Origin of the sequence: Streptomyces sp. PR69, assembly GCF_026420845.1 — a bacterium.
In the GTDB taxonomy this organism is placed as follows: domain Bacteria; phylum Actinomycetota; class Actinomycetes; order Streptomycetales; family Streptomycetaceae; genus Streptomyces.
Window position 1 is genome coordinate 1 of record NZ_JAOWCB010000026.1, and the last position, 16,765, is coordinate 16,765.

Consider the following 16,765-nt stretch of genomic DNA (forward strand, 5'->3'; position numbering starts at 1 on the left):
GCGGGTGCGGCAGGCGTCGCTTGCCGAGCCGTTGCGCGGTGGGGCGCCCGCGCGGGGTGAAGGGGCCGGGCGTGAGGTCACGCCCGAGCAGATGCGTTCGATCTTCGGGTCCTTCCAGCGCGGCCTCGACCGGGGCCGCGGCGGCGAGGCCCGCACCACCGACGAAAGGACGGGGCACGATGGCTGAGGCACCCACCGGCGGGGCACAGGCGGACCTCGGCTGGCTGCTGGACGATCTGCTGGCCAGGACCGACCATGTCCGCCAGGCCGTGCTGCTGACCGCCGACGGCCTCGCGATCTGCTCCTCCAAGGGCATGGCCCGCAAGGACATCGAGCATCTCTCCGCCGTCTGCGCCGGCTTCCACAGCCTCGCCAAAGAGACCGGCGACCGCTTCGACGCCGGGGACGTCCGCCAGACCATGGTCATGCTCGATGACGCGTTCCTGTTCGTCACCCCGGCCGGGGACGGCAGCCGCCTCGCCGTACTCTCCGGCGCCGAGACCGATGTCGGTCAGCTCGCCCATGAGATGGCCCTGCTGGTCAGGCGGGTGGGACGCCATATGGCCGTGACCGCCCGTGCCGCGGACGGCGAGGGCGACGCCTAGATTCGCCGTGAGCGAGACCTGGTACGAGGACGAGACCGGGCCGATGGTGCGCCCGTACACGGTCACCCGCGGCCGGACCCGCCCTGCCGCCGCGCACAGCCTCGATCTGATGTCGCGGGTCGCGGCCGTCCCGGCGGAGGACCTACCGCCCGGCGTCGAGCCGCGGCTCGACCATGCCCGCAGCTCGCTGCTGACCCTTCTCCGCGGCGGGCCGCACACTGTCGCGGAGGTCGCCGCCGACGCGGATCTGCCGCTGACGGTCGTCCGCGTCCTGCTCGCCGATCTCGTCGAGGCCGGGCTTGTCACGGCCGCGCCCCCGGCGGCCGGCGAGGCGGCCCGGCACGACCCGGAGCTGCTGCGCGAGATCGCCGACCGGCTGCGCCAGCTGTAGGCCGCTCGTTCGGCGGTCCTTCAGCCGATCGTTCGGCTGATCGTTCGGCTGATCGTTCAGCGGACCGGCGGCGGAACGCAATGATTCCCCGGCCCGCCGTTCACCGCGCAATGATCATCCACGGATGCGCAACAACCCTGCATTACCCGTACGGCCAGCGGCTCATAGGCTCACTGCCCGTACCAGGAGTGGCGGTGACCGCCTGCTCGGCGGTTCCCCCTCATGCGCGGGCTCTCTCCGTCATGCCCGCGGGCCGCCGCGGTCCCCGCCGCCGACCCGCGGCCATGAAGGAGCCCCGATGCCAGACCACGGCGCAGCCCCGTCCGCGACCGAGCCACGCCCCGCGACCGGGCCGGCGAGCGCCTCAGGGCCCGTGACCGCCTCAGGGCCCGCGACCGCCCGGAGCCGGCCGGCCGCCTCCCGGCTGATGCGGCGCAAGCCGGTCGAGCAGCTGGTCGCCGAGGGCGGACAGGGCGACGGCGGCAGCCTCCGCCGCTCGCTCTCCATGTGGCAGCTGACCATGATCAGCATTGGCGCCACCCTCGGCACCGGCATCTTCGTCGTCCTCGGCGAGGCGGTGCCCGTCGCCGGCCCCGCCGTCACCGTCGCCTTTGTGATCGCCGGTCTCACCGCGCTGTTCTCCGCGCTCTCCTACGCCGAGCTGGCCGGCACGATCCCCGTCTCCGGCTCCTCCTACTCGTACGCCTACGCGACGATGGGCGAACTCGTCGCCTGGGTGTGCGGCTGGTGTCTGATCCTGGAGTACGGGGTGTCCGTGGCCGCCGTGGCGGTCGGCTGGGGCGACTATCTCAACGAACTGCTCCACGGCACGATCGGCGTGACCCTCCCCGAGGCGCTCTCAACGGCGCCCGGCGAAGGCGGCCTGATCGATCTGCCCGCGCTGATCGTCGTACTGCTCGCGATGGTGTTCCTGATCGGCGGAGCCCGCGAGTCCGCCCGCGCCAACACGGTCATGGTGGTTGTGAAGATCGCCGCGCTGCTGCTGTTCTGCGCCGTCGGCTTCACCGGCTTCACATCCGGCAACTACGCCGACTTCATGCCGCTCGGCATGGCGGGCGTCAGCGCCGCCGGGGCGACGCTGTTCTTCTCGTACATCGGTTTCGACGCGGCCTCCACCGCGGGCGAGGAGGCCAGGAACCCCAAGCGCGACCTGCCCCGCGCGATCATGCTCTCGCTGATCATCGTCACCACGCTGTACGTACTCGTCGCGGGCGTCGCCGTGGGCGCCTGGAACTGGACGAAGTTCGAGGGCTCCGAGGCATCCCTCGCCGCGATCCTCAACGATGTGAGCGGCCAGACCGTCTACGGCACCCTGCTCGCCGCCGGTGCGGTGATCTCCATCGCCAGCGTCGTCCTCGCCGTCCTGTACGGCCAGACCCGCATCCTCTTCGCGATGTCGCGCGACGGACTGATGCCCAAGGCTTTCGGCAAGGTCGACCCGAAGACCGGCTCCCCGCGCCTGAACACCGTCATCGTGTCGCTGTTCTGCGGGCTGCTCGCCGCGGTCGTCCCGCTCGGCAAGCTCGTGGACGCCACGAGCATCGGCACGCTGTTCGCCTTCGCGCTGGTCAATATCGCGGTCGTGGTGCTCCGCCGCACCCGCCCCGACATGGAGCGGACCTTCAAGGTGCCGTTCGGCTGGCTGTTCCCCGTACTGGGCTTCCTGTTCTGCGCCTACAACATGCTGCAGCTCGACGCCGTCACCTGGGTGGTCTTCGCTGTCTGGATGGCCGCCGGGCTCATGGTCTACTTCCTGTACGGCATGCGCCGCTCCCGACTGGCCACCGCAGAGAAGTGATCCACCCTCCGTGCGACTGAACGACCTCGACGAACGCATCGTCCACGCCCTGGCAGAGGACGCGCGCCGCTCCTACGCGGACATCGGCGCGATGGTCGGCCTGTCCGCGCCCGCCGTGAAGCGGCGCGTGGACCGGCTGCGCGCCGAGGGCGCGATCACCGGCTTCACCGTACGGGTGGACCCGGCCGCGCTCGGCTGGGAGACCGAGGGCTTCATCGAGATCTACTGCCGCAGCAACACCTCGCCCGAGGCCATCGAGCGCGGCCTCAAGCGCTACCCGGAGATCGCGTCCGCCTCCACCGTCACCGGTGAGGCGGATGCGATCGTCCAGGTCTTCGCCTCCGACATGCGCCACTTCGAACGGGTGCTGGAGCGCATCGCGGGCGAGCCGTTCGTGGAGCGCACCAAGTCGGTGCTGGTGCTCTCGCCGCTGCTGCGGCGCTTCTCCTCCGGCGCGCCCGCGTAGCGCCCGCGGAACCCACGGCCTCCGCCCCCACACGGCCAGCGGAAACACGGACCGCGCAATGAATCGCCGGGACCGCCCCGCAATGCGCAACAGATCACCGGCCCCTGTGCAACGGTCGCGCCTTGTCCCGGACGAGCAGCGGACCGTACCGTCGATGCGTCCCCCGAACACCCCTTCGCGAGGTATGCCCATGCCGCCGCTGCGCACCGCCCTGCTCCAGAGCTCCGGCATCCCCGGCGACGTGACGAAGAACCTCGAGATCCTCGACGCATACGCGGCTCAGGCCGCCGGCGCGGGCGCCGGGCTGCTCGTCTGCCCCGAGATGTTCCTGACCGGGTACGCCATCGGCGACGATGTCCCCCGCCTCGCAGAACCGGCCGACGGCGCTTGCGCCCGCGCCGTCGGCGACCTCGCCGCCCGCCACGGCCTGGCCGTCCTCTACGGCTACCCCGAGCGCAACGGCGATCTGGTCCACAACGCGGCGCAGCTCATCGGCCCGGACGGAGTGCCTCTCGCCAACTACCGCAAGACGCATCTCTTCGGACCGTTCGAGCAGCACCACTTCACGCCCGGCGACGAGCCGGTTGTCCAGGCGGAGCTCGGCGGACTGCGGATCGGCATCACCATCTGCTACGACGTGGAGTTCCCGGAGAACGTCCGCGCCCACGCACTGGCCGGGACCGACCTCCTCGCGGTGCCCACCGCCCTGATGCATCCCTTCCCGTTCGTCGCCGAGAAGCTGGTGCCGGTGCGCGCCTTCGAGAGCCAGATGTATGTCGCGTACGCCAACAGGACCGGCCGGGAAGGCGAGTTCGAGTTCACCGGGCTCAGCTGCCTCGCCTCCCCCGACGGGACGGTGCGCGCCCGCGCCGGACGCGGCGAGGAACTGATCGCCGGTGAGGCGGACCCCGCCCTGCTGGCCGCCTCCCGCGCCGAGAACACCTATCTGCGCGACCGCCGCCCCGGGCTCTACGGCTCCCTCACCTGAGCGGCCCGCCCGCCCGGCCCGGAGCCAGCCCCGCCAGACCCGACAGCCCCGCCGTATCCGCAGACCTGACAGCCCTCCCGACCCCCGCCTGCCCGCCCCCTCCCCGGCGGCCCGCACGACCAGGAGTCCCCGCCCCATGACGTCCACGGTGCCCAACGCCGTCCAGCACACCGACGCGCAGCAGCCGCCGATCACCATGTTCGGCCCGGACTTCCCCTACGCCTACGACGACTTCCTCGCCCATCCGGCGGGCCTCGGCCAGATACCCGCGACCGAGCACGGCGCGGAGGTCGCGGTGATCGGCGGCGGGCTCTCCGGGATCATCGCCGCGTACGAGCTGATGAAGATGGGCCTCAAGCCCGTCGTCTACGAGGCCGACCAGATCGGCGGCCGGCTGCGCACGGTCGGCTTCGAGGGCTGCGACCCCTCGCTGACCGCCGAGATGGGCGCGATGCGCTTCCCGCCGTCGTCCACCGCGCTGCAGCACTACATCGACCTGGTGGGGCTGACCACCAAGGCGTTCCCCAACCCGCTGGCCGCGGCGACGCCGTCGACCGTGGTCGACCTCAAGGGCGAGTCGCACTACGCCGAGACCATCGACGACCTGCCTCAGGTCTACCGCGATGTGGCTCAGGCGTGGAACGACTGCCTGGAGGAGGGCGCGGACTTCTCCGACATGAACCGCGCCCTGCGCGAGCGCGATGTGCCGCGCATCCGGGAGATCTGGGCCCGGCTCGTCGAGAAGCTGGACAACCAGACCTTCTACGGCTTCCTCTGCGAGTCCGAGGCCTTCAAGTCGTTCCGCCACCGCGAGATCTTCGGCCAGGTCGGCTTCGGCACCGGCGGCTGGGACACCGACTTCCCCAACTCGATCCTGGAGATCCTCCGCGTCGTCTACACCGAGGCGGACGACCACCACCGCGGCATCGTCGGCGGCTCTCAGCAGCTCCCGCTGCGGCTGTGGGAGCGCGAACCGGCCAAGATCGTGCACTGGTCGCCGGGCACCTCGCTGAAGTCCCTGCACGAGGGCGAGCCGCGCCCGGCCGTGACGCGGCTGCACCGCACCGCGGGGAACCGCATCACCGTCACCGACGCCGCCGGCGACATCCGCACCTACCGGGCGGCGATCTTCACCGCGCAGTCCTGGATGCTGCTGTCCAAGATCGAGTGCGATGACTCGCTCTTCCCCATCGATCACTGGACGGCGATCGAGCGCACGCACTACATGGAGTCGTCAAAGCTCTTCGTGCCCGTGGACCGGCCCTTCTGGCTGGACAAGGACGAGGCCACGGGGCGCGACACCATGTCGATGACGCTCACCGACCGGATGACCCGCGGCACGTATCTGCTGGACGACGGCCCCGACAAGCCGGCCGTCATCTGCCTCTCGTACACCTGGTGCGACGACAGCCTGAAGTGGCTGCCGCTGTCCGCGAACGAGCGGATGGAGGTCATGCTCAAGTCACTGGGGGAGATCTATCCCCATGTCGACATCCGCAAGCACATCATCGGCAACCCGGTGACCGTGTCCTGGGAGAACGAGCCGTACTTCATGGGCGCGTTCAAGGCGAACCTGCCCGGCCACTACCGCTACCAGCGGCGGCTGTTCACCCACTTCATGCAGGACCGGCTGCCCGAGGACAAGCGGGGGATCTTCCTCGCGGGCGACGACATCTCCTGGACGGCCGGCTGGGCCGAAGGAGCCGTGCAGACCGCGCTGAACGCCGTGTGGGGCGTGATGCACCAGCTCGGCGGGGCCACCGACCCGTCCAACCCCGGCCCCGGCGATCTGTACGACGAGATCGCCCCGGTCGAGCTGCCGGAGGACTGACCGGGCGGCAGCCCGGCCCCCTGGACCCGCCCGGGGCGGCCGCGATCCGGCCGGCCCCGGGCGAAGCCATGCCCGGCCTTCTGCCTGTCCGCCGGGCAGCCCGGGCCCGGGCACGCCCACGCCCCTCACGGCAGGCCATGCGCCCGCGGCGCCGCGCCCGCGCCGCCGTGTTGCCCGACGGCACACGGGCCGGCCAGGTCGCACTCAGCGCGCCTGCGGAAGGGGCGTCAGCAGACAACGGCCGACCAGCCCGACACCGGTGTCGAGCCGCTCGGTGAACTCCTCCGCCAGACCGCGCAACTTCCGCATCCCCCACAGCAGCCGGGCCGCCGACCAGGCGGCGTCCCGGGCGCGCTCCAGACTCCAGGAGCCCAGCAGATGGGTCAGCGGGTCGGCGACCTCCAGCAGGTCGGGCCCCGGCATCAGATCTTCACGGATGCGCTCCTCAAGCAGGACGAGGATGTCGCCGACGTGCTCGAACTCGTCCTCCAGATCGCCGGGTACGCAGCCCAGCGCCCGGCAGGCGTCCACCACGGCGAGCGCCAAATCGTGCCCGATGTGCGCGTTGATGCCCGCGAGGGCGAACTGCACGGGTCTCGGCCCGGGGTGGCGGCGGTGCTGGAACAGCGGCCGCCAGCACGCCGGCGGCCGACCGCCCGCAGCCGCCGTGTCCACGGCCGACAGATAGCGCTCCGCGAACAGGACGTCCAGGGTGACGGCCGCCGCCCGGTCGGGAAACTCACCCCGCTCGATACGCCTGCCGATCTCCTCGGTGACCGACAGATAGACGCGGTTGAAGACCGCGACCCCGTCCGTCGCGGGCAGGCTGTCGTGCAGCGCCCGCATCCGCTTCACGACGCCGTCCACCGAGAGTGCCGGGAAGTGCTCCGTCTGCGCCATGCAGGCAGGGTCCCAGGCGTATGGCGGAAGCGGCCATACACGGACCGCGCCATGCCCGGAACGGGGGAATCCAGCGCCCTGCGCGGCCCGCGCCTCAGCCCTTCACCTCTCCGCCTCTTCACCTCGCCGCCGGCTCCTGCGCCGCGGGGGACTGCACGGCCTCCCGCCCTGCGGAGCGCAGCACTCCGGCGCCCGCCGTCAGCCCCAGAGCGAGCGCCGTCACCAGTCCGAAGGACACCACGAGGCTCGTCGCGTCGGCGACCGCGCCGATCGCCGAGGGGGCGATCAGCCCGGAGGTGTAGGTGATGGTGGCGACTCCGGCGATGGCCTGGCTGGGGTTGGGGCCGCTGCGCCCCGCCGCCGCGAAGGCGAGCGGCACCACGACCGAGACCCCCAGGCCGATCAGCCCGAACCCGGCCATGACCGCCGCCGGGTGCGGTCCGGCCACCACCAGCAGACCGCCCGCCGTGGCCAGCACACCGCCCGTACGCACGGTGCGCACCGCGCCGAACCGGTCCACCACCCGGTCCCCGGCGAGCCGCGCCACCGCCATGGTCAGCGCGAACGCGGTGGTGGAGGCTGCGGCGAGCCCCGCGGACGTGTCCATCACATCCCGGAGGTAGACCGCCGACCAGTCCAGGCTCGCGCCCTCGGCGAACACCGCGCAGAAGCCCACCGCGCCGATGAGCACCGCTGACTTCGGCGGCAGCGCGAACCGCGGCGGAGGGTCGTCCTCCGGAGCGCTGCGCGGATCCGGCGCCCCCTGACAGGCGATCAGTCCGCAGACGGTGAGGACGGCGGCCGCGAGCGCGTGGTGCAGCCGGGCGTCACCGCCCAGATGGGCGGCGAGCGTGCCGCCCGCGGAGCCGAGGAGCGCGCCCGCGCTCCACATGCCGTGCAGCGAGGACATGATGGAGCGGCCCATCCGGTTCTCCACCTCGACGCCGAGGGCGTTCATCGTGACGTCGGACATGCCCGCCGTCGCCCCGAACACGAACAGCGCCCCGCAGAGGGTCGGCAGATCGACGGCGAGGGCGGGCAGCGTCAGGGACAGCGTCCACAGGGCGAGCAGCCCGCGCAGTGCGGCGCGTGCGCCGAAGCGATGTGCGACCGCGGCGGCCAGCGGCATCGCCAGGGAAGCGCCGATGGCGGGGAAGGCGAGCGCGAGGCCGAGCTGGCCCGCGCCCACCCCGGTGTGGTCCTGGATCCACGGGATGCGGGTGGCGAAGCTGCCGGTGACCGCCCCGTGCACGCAGAAGACCGCGGCCACGGCGTACCTCGCCCGTTTCAGCTGGGCCGGCGCTGCTGAGGCCGTCTCGATCGGCATATGGATGTCCTCCCCTGTCCTCCCCCGGAAGGGTCGCAATGGCCAGTAAACTATCAGGAACCCTGCCTGATAAATAGTTCCCAGAGGCGTCTGAAAGGATCTGGGTATGCGGGCATCACCGAGCACCGCCCGGGTCATCAACGATCGGCTCGCCCTCCGACTCCTCCAGGAGGAGGGCCCGTTGACGGCAGGGCAGCTGAAGTCGCTGACCGGGCTGTCCCGGCCCACGGTCGCCGACCTCGTGGAACGCCTCCAGGGCTCCGGGCTGATCACCGTCGTCGGCGAGTCCGGCGCACAGCGCCGCGGGCCCAACGCCCGGCTGTACGGCATCGTCGCCGACCGCGCCCATCTGGCGGCGCTGGATGTGCGGACGGGCGGGGTGAGTGTGATCGTCGCCGATCTGCTCGGCCGTACGCTCGCCGAGGCCGCACTCCCGATCGACGACTCCGGCGACTCCGGCGGCGCCGGGACCGACATGGAGGATGGCACCGATGCCGCGGTCGAGCAGGCCGTGGCCCTGCTGGAGCGGACCGCGCGGGAGGCCGGCGCACGGCGGCTGCACAGCGTGGGCATCGGCGCGCCCGGACTCATCGACCCGGCCGGCGGTCAGCTGCGCGACAGCGCCAAACTGCCAGCCTGGCACCGGCGGCTGGTCGCCGCGCTCCAGGAGCGGCTGCCCGCGCGGGTCCTCGTCGAGAACGAGACCAACCTCGCGGCCGTCGCGGAGCAGCGCATGGGGGCCGCCCGCGACCGGGACACCTTCGCGCTGCTCTGGCTCGGCCAGGGCGTGGGCGCGGCGCTTGTCCTGGACGGGAAGCTCCGCCGCGGAGCGTCCGGCGGCGCGGGGGAGATCGGCTTTCTCCCGGTCCCCGGCCCGTCCGGGCTGCCGTCCGCGGCGGACTGCGGCGGCGGCTTCCACTCCCTGGTCGGCGCGGCGGCCGTGTGCGCGCTCGCTGAGGAGTACGGCGCCGACGCCTCGGGCGGCGCGGAGCGCGCGGTCGCGGCCGGCCGGGATGACTTCCTCGACGCCCTCGCGGACCGCATCGCCCTGGGCGCTGCGGCGGTGGCCGCGGTGCTGGACCCCGGCTGCGTGGTCCTCGGCGGCGAGATCGGCCACGCGGGCGGCGAGCCCCTGGCCCGCCGTGTCGAGGCCCGGCTCGCCGAACTCTCCCCGCTCCACACGGAGGTCCGCCCGGCTTCCCTCGGCGGCCGCGCGATCCTCAGCGGCGCCCTCCTCGCCGCCCGCGACGCGGCCCAGGACGACCTGTTCACACCGGGGGCCTGAACCCCTGGGTCTCGTCGCGCGGCACATGCTCTGCCTCGCGGCGCTCCGGGCACGGGAGGGCGCTTTCAGCGCAGGACGACGGACCTTGACGGGCCGACATTGCCGGGCCCTGCTCGCGGACGTCCCGCAGGTGCCCGGGCCGCCGAGGCGGCCGCGGTCCTCGGCGCCCGCCGGTCGCCGCCGTCCCTTACGACGGCTGGGCCGCTTCGCCGAAGGCCGGACCGGCCGGGACTCATGGGTGCCGCGCCGTCAAGCGCCGGGTGCAGAGCCGACTCGTCGCGGGCGTCGCGCAACCGACCGCGTACGGCTGCGCATGCCGGCTCAGCACCCGCACGTCTTGGCCGCGTTCGGTCAGCAGGCCGGTGACCCGGCGTCCCAGCGTGCCCGTGCCGCCTGTCACCGTCTCGACGTCATACGGCCAGGGTGGCAGGGGCCCGGCGGCGGCAAGGGCCGGGACGCGCCGCCGGGCCGGTCTGCCAGGTTGTCAGCAGGCGCCCAGGTCCTGCCAGACGCCCCACTCGCCTGTGGTGCCGGGTTCCTCTCCCCGGGTCCACCACTTGGACTTCCAGGTGTGCCCGTCGTGGGAGACGGTCGTGTCGCCGACATACGCGGTCGAGGCGTCCCAGGCGGGCGCGGTGCACTCGCCCGGCGTCGGGTCAGGCGTCGGAGAGGGGTCCGGAGTGGGGTCCGGCGACGGCTCGGGCGAGGGGTCCGTGCCCGATCCGGGCTCGACGACCGTCGTGCCGCGCGCCAGGTCCCCGGCCAGTCCGTAGGTCTTCCCGTCGAAGGAGACGGTCCAGTTCGACGGCGTCGACGTCGGCAGGTAGTACACGAAGTCCAGCTCCACGGACGCCCCGGGCGCCAGCGACTGCCAGCCGGGCAGCTTCAGCGACACGCGGTGATAGTCGCCCTTGAGGCCGCCCACGTTGTCCCCAGTGTGATCGCTGCGGATGACCGTCGTGCCCCAGCCGGACTGGTCCTTGGCGTTGTCCGGCGCCGACGTCGCATAGTCGAACCGGAACTCCGTGCCGCCCGGCAGCGTCGCCGACGTATTGTTGGTGATCTTCAGCTTGGGGCTGATGGGGTAGTTGGAGTCGCCCAGCGGGAACTGCCCGAACTCCACATCGATGTCGACCGCCTCGCTCGGCATCGCGATCGTCGCCCGCTCGGCCCCGTACGGGGAGGCGTTCTTGAACTTCTCGTACATCGCCGTGGTGAGCGTGGAGCCGATCTCGTACTGGCCCTTGGCCGCGTTCCAGCCGTAGTCGCCGGCCAGCTCCCAGACCATCGTGCCGCCGATGCCCCGGTCCACCACATAGTCGGCCTTGGCGCTGACCGACTGCTCGTCCTCCGTGGACAGGAAGACCTTCTTCTCGGCGTTCCACAGCCACGGCGCGACCAGGGTGGAGTCGTACTTGCGGACGTAGTCGCCGGTCAGCCGGGTGTCGGCGGGGAAGCCGTACTGGGTGACATAGTCGCCGACGACGCCCGCCTCAAGGTTCTTGGCGTGCCACATGGGGTTGGAGCCCGCGGGGGACTCGTTGCCCTCCGTGTCCAGGTCGTGCCAGAGATTGTCGATGCCGACCGCGCCGTCTCCGCACTTCGTCAGCCCGGAGCCGGCCGGGCAGCTCGACGAGGGGGCCTTGCCCCACAGCCCGTCCGTGCCGCCCTGCACATTCTTGAAGCCGCGGGTGTAGTACGGCAGGCCGATGTTGATGCGGCCCGCGGGCATCGAACCGCGGAAGTAGTGGTACGCCCAGTCGGTGTTGAGATAGCCGATGCCGCCGTACTGGGAGGTGGTGTAGACGCCGGCCGCGGCGAGTTCGCCGTCCTTGCCGTCGTCGAACAGCGAGGCGTTCGGGCCGACGTACTCGTTCCACGCGCCGTGCAGGTCGTACGACATGATGTTGACGTAGTCCAGGTACTTCTGGACCTGGAAGGTCTCCATGCCGCGCAGCAGATAGCCGGAGGACGGGGCCGCCACGGTCAGCATGTAGTGCCGCCCGTCCGCCGCGCCCGCCCGGTCGAGCTTCTCGCGCAGCGTCTTCATCAGCGCCGCATAGCCCTTCACCAGGCCCGCGCGCCGGCCGCCTGCGACCTGCCAGTCCAGCGGGTTGCCCGCGTCCTTCATGGTCGTCGGGTATTCGTAGTCGATGTCGACGCCGTCGAACCCGTAGGTCTTGATGAAGTCCACGGCCGAGTCGGCGAAGGTGTCGATGCCCGCCTGGTTGACCGAGCCGTCGGCGTTGGCAGCCATGGTGTAGAAGCCGCCGGAGTCCACCCGGTCGCCGCTGGCGTCGAAGTAGCCGCCGGTCTCGGCCCAGCCGCCGACCGAGATCAGGGTTTTGACGTCGGGGTGCTGCTTCTTGAACTTGCCGAGCAGATTGAAGTGGCCCTTATAGGCGTACTCCGGGTCCATCTCGGCCCCGGCGACGTCAGGCCAGGTCATTCCGGTGGCCGCGTTGTCCGGGCCGTCCGCGCCGACGGACAGCTTGTTGGCGCTGTCGACATGGGCGAACGCATAGTTGATGTGAGTGATCTTGTCCCATGGGATGTCGGAGGCGAGATAGGCCGGCTGGCCGTTCTCGCCGGTGCGCCAGCCCGTGAAGTAGCCGATGACGCGGCGCTGGTGGTCCGCGCCCATCTTCTCGCGGCCCTCGGCGTCGTAGACGGAGCAGTAGGGGACGTCGACGCCCGGGGTCGTATACAGGCCGTCGGGGCGACAGGACTCATGGTCCGCGGCGTGTGAGACGCCGCCGGTCAGCGAGCTGAACAGCAGCCCGGCGAGCGCCGCGGCGGATGCGAGCAGCGCGGATCTCGCTCGGCGCGGGCGCGCGAGCGGGGTGGGGGAGTGCACGGTCGGCCTCCTGGGGAGGGATCGGCGGAACACAACTGGCGGTAAAGGTGGGTCGTGTTGGGGCCCGGGCGTGCGCACACCGACGGGCCGCCTCCTCGGAGGTGACGCAGAGATTAAGAGGACTAGACCAGTGAGTCAATAGGTCTGTACCAATACTCGGAAGTCGCCATCGGCGGTCATATCGTCGGACCGCTGTGTGAGTCAGGCCACAGCCGTTCTCAAGCATGCCTGCGGATCAGTCGTGGCAGACTTGCCCTGTATCAGCAGCAGCGCACTCCGGGGTCGGTGCAATTCCGAACCGGCGGTTACAGTCCGCGACCCGTCCGCAGCCAGCGGCCGGTTGACCAGGTGAAATTCCTGGACCGACGGTGAAAGTCCGGATGGGAGGCAGTGCGCGGCGGGCGAGTCGGCACGATTCGCCGGCCGAACGCGCCGTTCGCCGTGTCCAGGCGGCGGGGCGTCTCGGGCCCGGCGTCCCCGTGTGCCGAGTCGTTTCCGCTCTCTGTCGTTCACTGATCGACAGGCCCCGGAGTCCGTGCCCGAGAGGCAGGAGGACCCGGTGGCCACCGCAGCCGACATCGCCGCCATGCGCCGAGCCATCGAGCTCGCCGCCCGCGGACTCGGCGCGACCAGTCCCAACCCGGTCGTCGGATGTGTCATCGCCGGTCCCGACGGAGCTGTCGTCGGCGAGGGCTGCCACCAGCGCGCGGGCGGACCGCATGCCGAGGTCCACGCCCTGCGCGCGGCGGGCGAGCGCGCCCGCGGCGGCACCGCGTACGTCACCCTCGAACCCTGCAACCACACCGGCCGCACCGGCCCCTGCGCCCAGGCGCTGATCGACGCCGGAGTCCGCCGCGTCGTCTATGCCGTCGCCGACCCGAACCGGCAGGCGGCGGGCGGCGCGGACACCCTGCGCACCGCCGGGGTCGAGGTCGCCTCCGGCCTCCTCGAAGACGAGGCCGCGGCCGGGAACGCCGCCTGGCTCACCGCCGTACGCCTCGGCCGCCCCCATGTGACATGGAAGTACGCCGCGAGCCTCGACGGCCGGATCGCCGCGCAGGACGGCACCAGCCGCTGGATCACCTCCGCCGAGTCCCGCGCCGACGTCCACCGGCTGCGCGCCCTCGCCGACGCCGTGATCGTGGGCTCCGGCACCGCCCGCGCGGATGACCCGCACCTGGCCGTGCGCACCGCGGCCGGCGCCGGCGCGGCCCCCGTCCAGCCGCTGCGCGTCGTCGTCGACACCGAGGCCACGGCCGTCAGGCCCGGTGCACGCGTCCTGGACGACGCCGCACCCACCCTGATCGCGGTCGCCGAGGACGCGGGCGGCGAACCGCCCGCCGGCGCGGACGTCGTACGGCTGCCGAGGGCGGACCGCGGTCTGTCCGTTCCCGCCCTGCTGCGCGCCCTGTACGAGCGTGACATCCGCTCCGTCCTCCTCGAAGGCGGGGCGACGCTCGCCGGAAGCTTCCTCGCCGCGGGAGCCGTCGACCGGGTCGTCGGCTATCTCGCCCCCGTACTCCTCGGCGCGGGCCCCGCCGCCCTCGCCGACCCCTCCATCGCCACGATCGCCGAGGCAGCACGGCTCGACATCACCGAGACCGTCCGCATCGGCCCCGATCTCCGCATCACCGCCACCCCCGCCACCACCAAGGAGCGCTGAGCGTGTTCACCGGAATCGTCGAAGAGCTGGGCGAGGTCACCGCCGTCGAGAAACTCGGCGACGCCTGCCGCTTCCGACTGCGCGGACCCGTCGTCACCGACGGCGCGAAGCACGGCGACTCCATCGCCGTCAACGGCGTCTGCCTCACCGTCGTGGACACCGCGGACGGGGAGTTCACCGCCGATGTGATGGCCGAGACCCTGGACCGCTCCAGCCTCGGCGCGCTGGCCGTCGGCTCCCGCGTCAATCTGGAGCGGCCCACGGCGGTCGGCGACCGGCTCGGCGGGCATATCGTCCAGGGACACGTCGACTCCGTCGGCGCCGTCCTGGAACGCAAGCCCTCCGAGAACTGGGAGATCGTCAAGATCTCCCTCCCCGCGGACCTCGCCCGGTATGTCGTGGAGAAGGGCTCCATCACCGTCGACGGCATCAGCCTCACCGTCGTCGACGCAGGCCCCGACTACTTCACCGTCAGCCTCATTCCCACCACGCTCGCCCTGACCACCCTCGGCATCAAGGGCCCCGGCGACCCGGTCAACCTCGAAGTCGACGTCATCGCGAAGTACGTCGAGCGGATGCTCGGCCACCGCGCCGCCCGCGACGGCAGCGCTGACGACGACCGCACGGCCGAGGGGACCGCCCGGTGAGCGCGCTGTCCTGGCTGAACACGGAGGCCTTCACGGCCTTCGGCCAGCACATCAAATGGTCCGACATGACCGGCAATGTGATCGGGCTGATCGCCCTGGCGCTCGGCTGGCGGCGCTCCGTCCTCACCTGGCCCGCCCAGCTGCTCTCCGGCGTCATCCTCGTCGGCGCCTATGCCTCCGCCCAGCTCTCCGGCGGCGTCGGCAAGCAGCTGCTGGTCATCGGCGTCGCGGCATGGGGCTGGCGGCAGTGGACCCGCGGCCGGCAGCAGGCCCAGGACGGCTCCATCGCCGTCCGCTTCGCCACCTGGCGCGAGCGGGCCGCGCTGGCCGCCGCCGCGGTGCTCGGCACCCTCGCCGTCGGCGGACTGTTCACCCTGTACCCCTCGCTGTCCTGGAGCCCCTGGGCGGACGCCTACATCTTCGTCGGCACGCTCGTCGCCATGGTCGCGCAGGCCCGTGGACTCGTCGAATTCTGGTTCGCCTGGCTGCTCGTCGACATCGTCGGCGTACCCCTGGCGTTCCGCAGCGACCTCGCGTTCTCCGGCATCGTCTATGTGATCTACTTCGCGCTCGTCCTGTGGGGCATGCGCGACTGGTGGCTCCGCTCCCGAGGGAGCGCCAAGCCCGTCCTGGAAGGAGCGGCGGCATGACAAGCGCACTGCCCACCTGGTACTCCACCGACGCCGAGGACCTCTCCCTCGACCCGGTCGAGCAGGCCATCCGCGACATCGCCCTCGGCCGGCCCGTCGTGGTCGTCGACGACGAGGACCGCGAGAACGAAGGCGACCTCGTCATCGCCGCCGAGAAGGCGACCCCCGAGATCGTCGCCTTCATGATGAGCGAGTGCCGCGGGCTGATCTGCGCCCCCATGGAGGGCGACGAGCTGGACCGCCTGAAGCTGCCGCAGATGGTGGACCACAACACCGAGTCCATGAAGACCGCCTTCACGGTCTCCGTCGACGCGGGCCCCGCCCACGGCGTCACCACCGGCATCTCCGCCGCCGACCGCGCTGCCACCCTGCAGCTCCTGGCGAGCCGCGCCGCCCAGCCGTCCGACTTCGTACGTCCGGGCCATATCTTCCCGCTGCGCGCCAAGCCCGGCGGTGTGCTGGTGCGCAACGGACACACCGAAGCCGCCGTGGACCTCGCCCGGCTCGCCGGGCTGCGCCCCGCAGGCGCGATCGTCGAGATCGCCGGCGAGGACGGGGTCATGCTGCGTCTGCCCGAGCTGGTCCCCTTCGCCCGCAAGCACGGACTGACGATCATCTCCATCGAGGATCTGATCGCCTATCGCCGCTCCAGCGAGCCCACCGTCCGGCGCGAGGCCGAGGTCGATCTGCCGACCGCTTACGGCCGCTTCACCGCCTACGGTTACCGCTCCACCGTCGATGGCGTCGAGCATGTCGCCCTCGTCCACGGCGACGTCGGCGACGGCGAGGACCTGCTCGTCCGCGTCCACTCCGAGTGCCTGACCGGCGATGTGTTCCACTCCCTGCGCTGCGACTGCGGCCCCCAGCTCCAGGCGTCCATGCGGCAGATCACCGAGACCGGGCGCGGCGTGGTCGTCTATCTGCGCGGCCACGAGGGACGCGGCATCGGCCTGCTGTCCAAGCTGCGGGCATACGAACTCCAGGAGCGCGGCCGCGACACCCTCGACGCCAATCTGGAACTAGGCCTGCCCGCCGACGCCCGCGACTATGCGGCCGGCGCGCAGATCCTCGCCGACCTCGGCGTACGCAGCCTGCGGCTGATGACCAACAACCCCGAGAAGATCTCCGCGCTCACCCGCCATGGGCTGACCGTCCTCGGCCGGGAGCCGATGCCCGTCCAGGCGGGCGAGCACAATCTGCGGTACCTGCGCACCAAGCGGGACCGCATGGGCCATGACCTGCCCGGGCTGGACGCCGCCCCGGCGGCGGCCTGCGGCAACCAGTGACAACCGGCAGAACCAGAGCACAGTGACAACCGGCAGAACCAGATCACAAG

Annotated in this window: 15 protein-coding genes and 1 riboswitch; of the genes, 12 read left to right on the top strand and 3 right to left on the bottom strand. The window is 71.8% G+C overall.

The genetic code is table 11. The annotated features are described in order from the left end of the window. The 7 genes from OF819_RS21940 to OF819_RS21970 all read left to right on the top strand — a co-directional run. Positions 1–187 (top strand): hypothetical protein (locus tag OF819_RS21940; RefSeq protein WP_267245329.1); only part of this gene is annotated, 187 nt, incomplete at its 5' end. Then, positions 180–605 carry a roadblock/LC7 domain-containing protein gene (locus tag OF819_RS21945; protein ID WP_267245330.1) on the top strand — a complete coding sequence of 142 codons (426 nt, stop codon included), beginning with the start codon at positions 180–182 and terminating at the stop codon, positions 603–605. The genes OF819_RS21940 and OF819_RS21945, both read left to right, overlap by 8 nt. 7 nt (positions 606–612) lie before the next feature. After that, a complete protein-coding gene (locus tag OF819_RS21950; protein WP_267245331.1) occupies positions 613–996 on the top strand; it encodes a DUF742 domain-containing protein in 384 nt (127 codons plus the stop codon). A gap of 298 nt (positions 997–1,294) precedes the next feature. Further along, entirely contained in the window at positions 1,295–2,815 is a 1,521-nt protein-coding gene (locus OF819_RS21955) for an amino acid permease (protein WP_267245332.1), read from the top strand. A gap of 10 nt (positions 2,816–2,825) precedes the next feature. Further along, positions 2,826–3,281 carry an Lrp/AsnC family transcriptional regulator gene (locus OF819_RS21960; RefSeq protein WP_267245333.1) on the top strand — a complete coding sequence of 152 codons (456 nt, stop codon included), beginning with the start codon at positions 2,826–2,828 and terminating at the stop codon, positions 3,279–3,281. 190 nt (positions 3,282–3,471) lie between these two features. Continuing rightward, on the top strand, positions 3,472–4,269 hold the full coding sequence (locus OF819_RS21965; RefSeq protein WP_267245334.1) for a carbon-nitrogen hydrolase family protein: 798 nt from the start codon (positions 3,472–3,474) through the stop codon (positions 4,267–4,269). A gap of 136 nt (positions 4,270–4,405) precedes the next feature. Beyond that, positions 4,406–6,100, top strand: coding sequence for a flavin monoamine oxidase family protein (locus OF819_RS21970; protein ID WP_267245335.1), 1,695 nt, complete (start codon positions 4,406–4,408; stop codon positions 6,098–6,100). A gap of 204 nt (positions 6,101–6,304) precedes the next feature. Here the strand turns inward: OF819_RS21970 and OF819_RS21975 are convergent, their stop codons facing one another. After that, complete coding sequence (locus OF819_RS21975) at positions 6,305–7,000, bottom strand: DUF5995 family protein (RefSeq protein ID WP_267245336.1); 696 nt, start codon at positions 6,998–7,000, stop codon at positions 6,305–6,307. Between the two features lie 118 nt (positions 7,001–7,118). Further along, entirely contained in the window at positions 7,119–8,327 is a 1,209-nt protein-coding gene (locus OF819_RS21980; protein WP_267245337.1) for an MFS transporter, read from the bottom strand. 106 nt (positions 8,328–8,433) lie between these two features. On the opposite strand from OF819_RS21980, the gene OF819_RS21985 reads away from it, so the two are divergent. Beyond that, a complete protein-coding gene (locus OF819_RS21985; RefSeq protein WP_267245338.1) occupies positions 8,434–9,612 on the top strand; it encodes an ROK family transcriptional regulator in 1,179 nt (392 codons plus the stop codon). 484 nt (positions 9,613–10,096) lie between these two features. On the opposite strand, the gene OF819_RS21995 is transcribed toward OF819_RS21985, so the two are convergent. Beyond that, on the bottom strand, positions 10,097–12,469 hold the full coding sequence (locus OF819_RS21995; RefSeq protein WP_267245339.1) for a chitinase C-terminal domain-containing protein: 2,373 nt from the start codon (positions 12,467–12,469) through the stop codon (positions 10,097–10,099). Positions 12,470–12,736: 267 nt separating this feature from the next. Next, a riboswitch (FMN riboswitch) is annotated at positions 12,737–12,867 on the top strand. Between the two features lie 161 nt (positions 12,868–13,028). Here OF819_RS21995 and ribD point away from each other — a divergent pair. Genes ribD through OF819_RS22015 form a run of 4 tightly spaced genes read left to right on the top strand, consistent with a single transcriptional unit; the run spans position 13,029 to position 16,715 of the window. Then, positions 13,029–14,132: a bifunctional diaminohydroxyphosphoribosylaminopyrimidine deaminase/5-amino-6-(5-phosphoribosylamino)uracil reductase RibD gene (ribD, locus tag OF819_RS22000; RefSeq protein WP_267245340.1), complete on the top strand. Its 1,104-nt coding sequence runs from the start codon at positions 13,029–13,031 to the stop codon at positions 14,130–14,132. Between the two features lie 2 nt (positions 14,133–14,134). After that, positions 14,135–14,779, top strand: coding sequence for a riboflavin synthase (locus OF819_RS22005; protein WP_267245341.1), 645 nt, complete (start codon positions 14,135–14,137; stop codon positions 14,777–14,779). Beyond that, a complete protein-coding gene (locus OF819_RS22010; RefSeq protein ID WP_267245342.1) occupies positions 14,776–15,429 on the top strand; it encodes a nicotinamide mononucleotide transporter family protein in 654 nt (217 codons plus the stop codon). The genes OF819_RS22005 and OF819_RS22010 overlap by 4 nt, the downstream gene beginning before the upstream one ends. Then, the gene (locus tag OF819_RS22015; protein ID WP_267245343.1) at positions 15,426–16,715 is read left to right on the top strand and encodes a bifunctional 3,4-dihydroxy-2-butanone-4-phosphate synthase/GTP cyclohydrolase II; all 1,290 of its coding nucleotides are present in this window, start codon (positions 15,426–15,428) and stop codon (positions 16,713–16,715) included. Before OF819_RS22010 ends, OF819_RS22015 begins: the two co-directional genes overlap by 4 nt. Positions 16,716–16,765: the final 50 nt, after the last annotated feature.

Coding starts and splice junctions, on each gene's coding strand:
- OF819_RS21945 (WP_267245330.1), top strand. CDS start 180: ATGGCTGAGGCACCCACCGGCGGGGCACAGGCGGACCTCGGCTGGCTG.
- OF819_RS21955 (WP_267245332.1), top strand. CDS start 1,295: ATGCCAGACCACGGCGCAGCCCCGTCCGCGACCGAGCCACGCCCCGCG.
- OF819_RS21965 (WP_267245334.1), top strand. CDS start 3,472: ATGCCGCCGCTGCGCACCGCCCTGCTCCAGAGCTCCGGCATCCCCGGC.
- OF819_RS21970 (WP_267245335.1), top strand. CDS start 4,406: ATGACGTCCACGGTGCCCAACGCCGTCCAGCACACCGACGCGCAGCAG.
- OF819_RS21975 (WP_267245336.1), bottom strand. CDS start 7,000: ATGGCGCAGACGGAGCACTTCCCGGCACTCTCGGTGGACGGCGTCGTG.
- OF819_RS21980 (WP_267245337.1), bottom strand. CDS start 8,327: ATGCCGATCGAGACGGCCTCAGCAGCGCCGGCCCAGCTGAAACGGGCG.
- OF819_RS21985 (WP_267245338.1), top strand. CDS start 8,434: ATGCGGGCATCACCGAGCACCGCCCGGGTCATCAACGATCGGCTCGCC.
- OF819_RS22015 (WP_267245343.1), top strand. CDS start 15,426: ATGACAAGCGCACTGCCCACCTGGTACTCCACCGACGCCGAGGACCTC.